The organism is Ureibacillus suwonensis, from assembly GCF_042655065.1.
In the GTDB taxonomy this organism is placed as follows: domain Bacteria; phylum Bacillota; class Bacilli; order Bacillales_A; family Planococcaceae; genus Ureibacillus; species Ureibacillus suwonensis.
Genome location: NZ_JBHSNQ010000015.1, coordinates 1 through 6,545, shown reverse-complemented (window position 1 = coordinate 6,545; position 6,545 = coordinate 1). Strand labels below are relative to the sequence as shown.

Annotated in this window: 6 protein-coding genes; 2 read left to right on the top strand and 4 right to left on the bottom strand. The window is 45.1% G+C overall.

What is annotated here, in order from left to right; all coding sequences use genetic code 11:
- A partial coding sequence (locus ACFPOH_RS01530) for a collagen-like domain-containing protein (protein WP_465270732.1) occupies positions 1-2,371 on the bottom strand: 2,371 nt, incomplete at its 3' end.
- A 211-nt stretch (positions 2,372-2,582) separates the two neighbouring features.
- Positions 2,583-2,903 carry an alpha-helical endospore appendage domain-containing protein gene (locus ACFPOH_RS01525; RefSeq protein WP_342468469.1) on the bottom strand — a complete coding sequence of 107 codons (321 nt, stop codon included), beginning with the start codon at positions 2,901-2,903 and terminating at the stop codon, positions 2,583-2,585.
- A 482-nt stretch (positions 2,904-3,385) separates the two neighbouring features.
- On the opposite strand from ACFPOH_RS01525, the gene ACFPOH_RS01520 reads away from it, so the two are divergent.
- Entirely contained in the window at positions 3,386-4,171 is a 786-nt protein-coding gene (locus tag ACFPOH_RS01520) for an enoyl-CoA hydratase-related protein (RefSeq protein ID WP_390308677.1), read from the top strand.
- Between the two features lie 107 nt (positions 4,172-4,278).
- Here ACFPOH_RS01520 and ACFPOH_RS01515 read toward each other — a convergent pair whose 3' ends face one another.
- On the bottom strand, positions 4,279-4,971 hold the full coding sequence (locus tag ACFPOH_RS01515; protein WP_390308676.1) for a Crp/Fnr family transcriptional regulator: 693 nt from the start codon (positions 4,969-4,971) through the stop codon (positions 4,279-4,281).
- 164 nt (positions 4,972-5,135) lie between these two features.
- Between ACFPOH_RS01515 and ACFPOH_RS01510 the strand changes: the two genes are divergently transcribed.
- Positions 5,136-5,369: a DUF2249 domain-containing protein gene (locus ACFPOH_RS01510; protein WP_390308674.1), complete on the top strand. Its 234-nt coding sequence runs from the start codon at positions 5,136-5,138 to the stop codon at positions 5,367-5,369.
- A 101-nt stretch (positions 5,370-5,470) separates the two neighbouring features.
- Here the strand turns inward: ACFPOH_RS01510 and ACFPOH_RS01505 are convergent, their stop codons facing one another.
- Positions 5,471-6,268 carry a TatD family hydrolase gene (locus ACFPOH_RS01505; protein ID WP_390308673.1) on the bottom strand — a complete coding sequence of 266 codons (798 nt, stop codon included), beginning with the start codon at positions 6,266-6,268 and terminating at the stop codon, positions 5,471-5,473.
- Positions 6,269-6,545: the final 277 nt, after the last annotated feature.

Below are 6,545 nucleotides of genomic sequence, written 5' to 3'. Positions count from 1 at the left end.
TTGGTCCCGTCGGTCCAGTAGGCCCTGTTGGTCCCGTCGGTCCAGTAGGCCCTGTTGGTCCCGTCGGTCCAGTAGGCCCTGTTGGTCCAGTAGGCCCTGTCGGTCCAGTAGGTCCCGTCGGTCCAGTGGCACCCGTTGGTCCAGTGGCACCCGTTGGTCCAGTAGGTCCCGTCGGTCCAGTGGCACCCGTTGGTCCAGTGGCACCCGTTGGTCCAGTGGCACCCGTTGGTCCAGTGGCACCCGTCGGTCCAGTAGGCCCAGTCGGTCCGGTCGGCCCAGTCGGTCCGGTCGGCCCTGTTGGTCCCGTCGGTCCAGTAGCACCTTGAGGCCCAGTCGGTCCAGTAGGTCCAGTGTTACCTTGAGGTCCTGTCGGTCCAGTCGGTCCAGTGTTACCTTGAGGTCCAGTCGGTCCAGTTGGTCCAGCGTTACCTTGAGGTCCAGTCGGTCCAGTAGGTCCAGTGTTACCTTGAGGTCCAGTCGGTCCAGTTGGTCCAGTGTTACCTTGAGGTCCAGTCGGTCCAGTAGGTCCAGTGGCACCTTGAGGTCCGGTAGGTCCAGTAGGTCCAGTGTTACCTTGAGGTCCAGTCGGTCCAGTAGGTCCAGTGGCACCTTGAGGTCCGGTAGGTCCAGTAGGTCCAGTGTTACCTTGAGGTCCAGTCGGTCCAGTTGGTCCAGTGTTACCTTGAGGTCCAGTCGGTCCAGTAGGTCCAGTGTTACCTTGAGGTCCAGTCGGTCCAGTAGGTCCAGTGGCACCTTGAGGTCCGGTAGGTCCAGTAGGTCCAGTGTTACCTTGAGGTCCAGTCGGTCCAGTAGGTCCAGTGGCACCTTGAGGTCCGGTAGGTCCAGTAGGTCCAGTGTTACCTTGAGGTCCGGTAGGTCCAGTAGGTCCAGTGTTACCTTGAGGTCCGGTAGGTCCAGTAGGTCCAGTGTTACCTTGAGGTCCGGTAGGTCCAGTAGGTCCAGTGTTACCTTGAGGTCCAGTCGGTCCAGTAGGTCCAGTGGCACCTTGAGGTCCAGTCGGTCCAGTTGGTCCAGTGTTACCTTGAGGTCCAGTGGCACCCGTTGGTCCCGTCGGTCCAGTGGCACCCGTTGGTCCAGTGGCACCTTGAGGTCCAGAAGGTCCTGTTGGTCCAGTAGCACCTTGAGGCCCAGTCGGTCCAGTTGGTCCAGTGGCACCTTGAGGTCCGGTAGGTCCAGTAGGTCCAGTGTTACCTTGAGGTCCAGTCGGTCCAGTGGCACCTTGAGGTCCGGTAGGTCCAGTAGGTCCAGTGTTACCTTGAGGTCCGGTAGGTCCAGTAGGTCCAGTGTTACCTTGAGGTCCAGTCGGTCCAGTAGGTCCAGTGGCACCTTGAGGTCCGGTAGGTCCAGTTGGTCCAGTATTACCTTGAGGTCCGGTAGGTCCAGTAGGTCCAGTGTTACCTTGAGGTCCGGTAGGTCCAGTCGGTCCAGTGGCACCTTGAGGTCCAGTCGGTCCAGTAGGTCCAGTATTACCTTGAGGTCCGGTAGGTCCAGTAGGTCCAGTATTACCTTGAGGTCCGGTAGGTCCAGTAGGTCCAGTGTTACCTTGAGGTCCGGTAGGTCCAGTAGGTCCAGTGGCACCTTGAGGTCCAGTAGGTCCAGTCGGCCCTGTTGGTCCAGTAAGCCCTGTTGGTCCAGTAGGCCCTGTTGGTCCAGTAGGCCCTGTTGGTCCAGTATTACCTTGAGGTCCAGTCGGTCCAGTTGGTCCAGTAGCACCTTGAGGTCCGGTAGGTCCTGTTGGAACTGGATCGAGATTAATATCTACAATTGCAGAACCTTCAGTTACTTCAATATCTAATGTATTAGATCTTATAGTTAGGGTTTCACCCAAACGTATTGTTGCAGTACCTGTATTACCTACTACATAGAATAAAAGCTGATCTGTATCAAATCTACCCGTTGGTCCAGTAGGTCCTTGAGGTCCGGTCGGTCCCGTCGGCCCAGTAGGTCCCGTCGGCCCAGTAGGTCCCGTCGGCCCAGTGGCACCTTGAAGTCCCGTTGGTCCAGTAGGTCCCGTCGGCCCAGGTGGCCCCGTCGGTCCTCCAGTGTCCGTAATTAACTCCGAAACTTGTTTTAGCTTATTGTCTAATAATAATTCTTTCTTAATCGACATTGCGATTGTATCATGAACACTGTTATTGACTTGTAGAAGATCTTCAAGGGACGCTGCTGGTGATAGCCCAGAAATACCGGGAATTGTTCCTAACGCGTATTGGATTTTTTCGCCCTCAGCGTTAAGAATATGAGCCAAGCTTAATTCTTCCATTGCAATGGAAGCAAGGAGTAAGTTTATTACGTCAGCTCTTCTGATGGTAATATTGGGGGTTATATTCGGTAGATTGGGCTGAGACATTCCATAACTCCTTTCCTTGAAAAGTAAAACGCGTTACCATGGGAGTAACTCGATGATTTCGCATCAGTTAATGACCATTGGCAATACGGTCGTTTATAATCTATTCCTTGTTGGAAAGGAGATAAGGAATAAAAGCCCATTTTCATTGCAAAATCTACTATTAACAAAAAATCAATCTACGATGATAGTTTTAATGCCATAAGATGAAAAATTAATAGTGCTTATGTTTATTCTTTATTAATTCAATTACTTGTTTTAATTTATTATCCAATAAAAGTTCCTTTTGGATTGTTGATGTTAAAGTATGGTTAACGCTGTCGTTGATTTTTAAAATTAAATCTGTTGTCGTCGGAAGATGGGTGGGGGCTTCGTTCAGTTTTCCAATGGCAAATTGAATTTTCTCACCTTCCGCATTTATAATGTGGGCTAAACCAATTTCTTCCAATGCAATGGAAGCTAATAAAAGATTAATGACATCTTCACGGTCTATACTGATTTTGGGCGAGATGTCGGGAATATTCGGCATCGACATAGACTGATCTCCCTCCACATGGACTTAAACGTACGTCCGTTTTAGGCATACATACAATAGTAATATATTCATCATTTATTGTGGGGTTCATCCGGCAATTAAGACGGGGCATTTGCCAGCATCTCAAGTGGAAGTATCCGCAAAGGTGCGGCAGTAATGGATGAATGGGTGAAAGTCCGCATATAGAGGGGATATTCGTAATTAGCTGCAGTTTTTTCTCCAACCGTTTTTATCATTATCTTTCCTATTAAACATAAAGGTGCTCTTTAAAGAGCCGGATTCTTTGAAAGAGCGGGCCGAATCAATGGTCGATCTGTTACCGGCTTTTTTCAAAATGTGGATTAAAATTATGAAGGATTTTTCTTGGAATCAAAGCCGATTTCCAAAAGGCATAAAAAATGTTGAAAAAAGTAAATTTAATTTTCTTGACCAGAAAAATCAGAAGATTCAAAATGAAACTATACAAGAAAAGGGGTGGAGAAATGGAATATTTACAATATCGTCAAACAGGGGAAATCGGTTACATTACCATCGATAATATGCAGGAATTTAACACTTTAACCTTGGATTTGCTTGAAGAATTGGATGAACTATTGAAGCGGATCGCAGCGGCGCGGGAAGTGAAAACCGTTGTGATTGAAGGTTCCGACAAAGTTTTTTGTGCGGGACACAGTTTGCGGGAAATTGAAGAAAAGACAGAAAATGAAGTGCTGAAGCTTTTCCAAACTTGCTATAGAGTGATGCGTACAATGCGCGAGATGCCGCAACTGGTTATTTCAAAAGTGAAAAAAGCGGCGGTTGCAGCCGGCTGCCAATTGGTTGCAGCCAGTGATATGGCGGTTGCCAGCGAAGAAGCCAAATTTGCAACACCAGGTATTAATAGCGGTCTATTTTGCAGTACGCCTGCGGTATTTTTGAGCCGTAATATAGGTAGAAAAAAAGCGGTGGAAATGTTGTTTACCGGGAACTTTATTACTGCGCAGGAGGCCCTTCAACATGGTCTTGTAAACAAAGTGGTTCCAGCCGAATTGCTGGATGAGGAAACGGAAAAGTTGGCAAAAGAAGTGACGAAACAAAGTTTAAATATCATTGAATTAGGGAAGCGGCAATTCTATCAACAAATTCATATGGAAGACTTCCAAGCGCTCAATTATGCGACAGAAGTGATTGCTTTGAACAGCAAGCATCCCGATGCGCAGGAAGGAATCCGGGCGTTCTTTGAAAAACGCAAGCCGGTTTGGAATGATACCAAGACTACTGTAAATTAAATAAGTTAGGTATATGAAAAGGGGAATCTGAGCGTATTCAAATTCCCCTTTTTGATTTGGTTTACGGAATTTCACAGGGCATTCATGATCCTTCAAAATGTTCCCCATCAATAGCGTTCCTCTTTCAATTGCCCGATATTCAGAATGAAATGGCCCTCTTTATTGACCCGGAGCAGTTCTTTTTTCTTCAATTGATTTAGCGTACGGTTGACCGTTTCCCGGCTGGTGCCAATCATGTTGGCCAAATCGCGGTTTGTGAATTGATTTTTTATAATAAAAATATCGTTTTCCATTTCTTGACCATGGTTTTTCGCCAAACGGATCAGAAGGGAGACGACTTGTTCATAAGAATTTTGTAAAATTTTTTCTTCCAAACGATTTTGCAGGTCAACGATTAAATCCCCCAGAATACGGAAAATTTTTATACATACTTGAGGATTCTTCATTAAAAATTCTTCAAAGGAATGAATCGGAATATAAATCAATTGCGATTTTTCCACCGCTTGTGCATGGGCAGGATAATTTCCTTTTCTAAAAAACCCTTGATGGGGAAACATTTGCCCTGAAACGAGTACATTAAGGATTTGTTCTTTTCCTTGCAAATCGGTGCGGTAAATTTTTATCATTCCTTCTTGGATAAAGTAAACGTTTGCCAAAGGATCCCCCTGCATAAATACATGGGTACCTGCTTGATACTGGCGGGATTTTGCAATATTCACAATGGGCATCATTTCATGGTCTGACAAATCTTTAAAAGGAGCAAATTGTTGAAGAAGGGATTGGATGGATTGATTATTCATAAATTCAACACCTTTAAACATGTATGTTATATATTACTTTAACATAGTGATGGATTGTTTGTAATAAAAAATTTTGCAGAGTGTGTTTTATCTCACAACCCATTCATCAATACAAAGCTATGATTGATGTTGAAAGCATTGAAATGAAAATGGAGGTTACGAATATGAAAAAAATTTCTGTCAGTATAATTGCTCCGGATTTTGAACCGAGAATTCGCCATGCAAAAATTTTTGAGACATTTGAGGGGTTGAAATCCGGCGAATATATGGAACTGATCAATGACCACGATCCAAAACCGTTATATTATCAATTTATGATGGAACGGGAAGGTCAATTTTCTTGGGAATATATTGAAGAAGGTCCTGACAGATGGAAAGTCGTTATCGGCAAAATTTAAATTTGTACAGCTGTCTTTCGATGTGAAAGGCAGCTTTTAAACTAAAGAAAGAGCTTTCATTCATGACGGATCAGCCGTCTGAATGAAAGCATCATGTCAAATTAGACTTCCGGCAGTTTAAACAACTTTCTTGTGTTCTCTGTTGCGGATTTTGCAACAACTTCCGGTTCTACACCCATATATTTTGCAATTTCGTTGACGATATGCGGCAAAAAGGCCGGTTCGTTCCGACGATTTTTGGGTTTGTTTTCCATGTTCCGTGGAAGAAGATACGGTGCATCGGTCTCAATCAATAAACGGTCCAGAGGAATGAATTTTACTGCGTTTTGCAAATCTTGTCCTCTACGTTCATCGCAAATCCATCCAGTGACTCCTATATAAAATCCCATCGAAACATATTTTTTCACTTGCTCTACATTGCCTGTAAAACAGTGGACCACCGATTTTTCCGCCAAATCGCGAAAGCCCGCAAAAATTTCGCAAAAGCGTTCATGGGCATCGCGTTCGTGCAAAAAGAGTGGCATTGAAAGTTTTCTTGCCAACTCCAGATGGGCTTCAAAACATTTTTCTTGAATGTCTTGGGGAGAAAACATCCGATTGAAATCCAGGCCGCATTCCCCTATGGCAATCACTTCGTCATGCTGTGCCAACTTTTCCAATTCATTCATTGTGTGATTCGTGAAAGTTTTTGCATCATGGGGATGAATGCCGGCAGTGGAAAACAGCGTGTTTGGATAGTTCTTTGCAATTTCCAAAGCTTGTTTGCTGCTTTTTAAGCTGGCGCCAGTCAATATCATTTGGACGACACCGTTTTCGATCCCCCGTTCAATCACTTCTTTTCGATCATTGTCAAATTGCTTATCCGTTAAATTGACTCCTATATCGATCAATTGCTGCATTGAAGTTCCTCCATCTACTGTTGAGTGAAAAAGTATATCAAAAACAATATACATTACCGTGGAGGAAATTTCATGAATAACGGGTCAAATAAATGGAGGCCGAAAATTGATGAAAGGAGAATTTGAGTGTACTCAAATTCTCCTTTCTCCTTGTGCGCCCGGCATGTACATGAACTATAGGGTGTAAGTCCCGAACCCCGAAGACAGAAGTAGAGGTTAGCCAAGAGCAAGGGTGTCCGTGGTGACGCGGAATCTGAAGGAAGCTGGAGGCAAAACA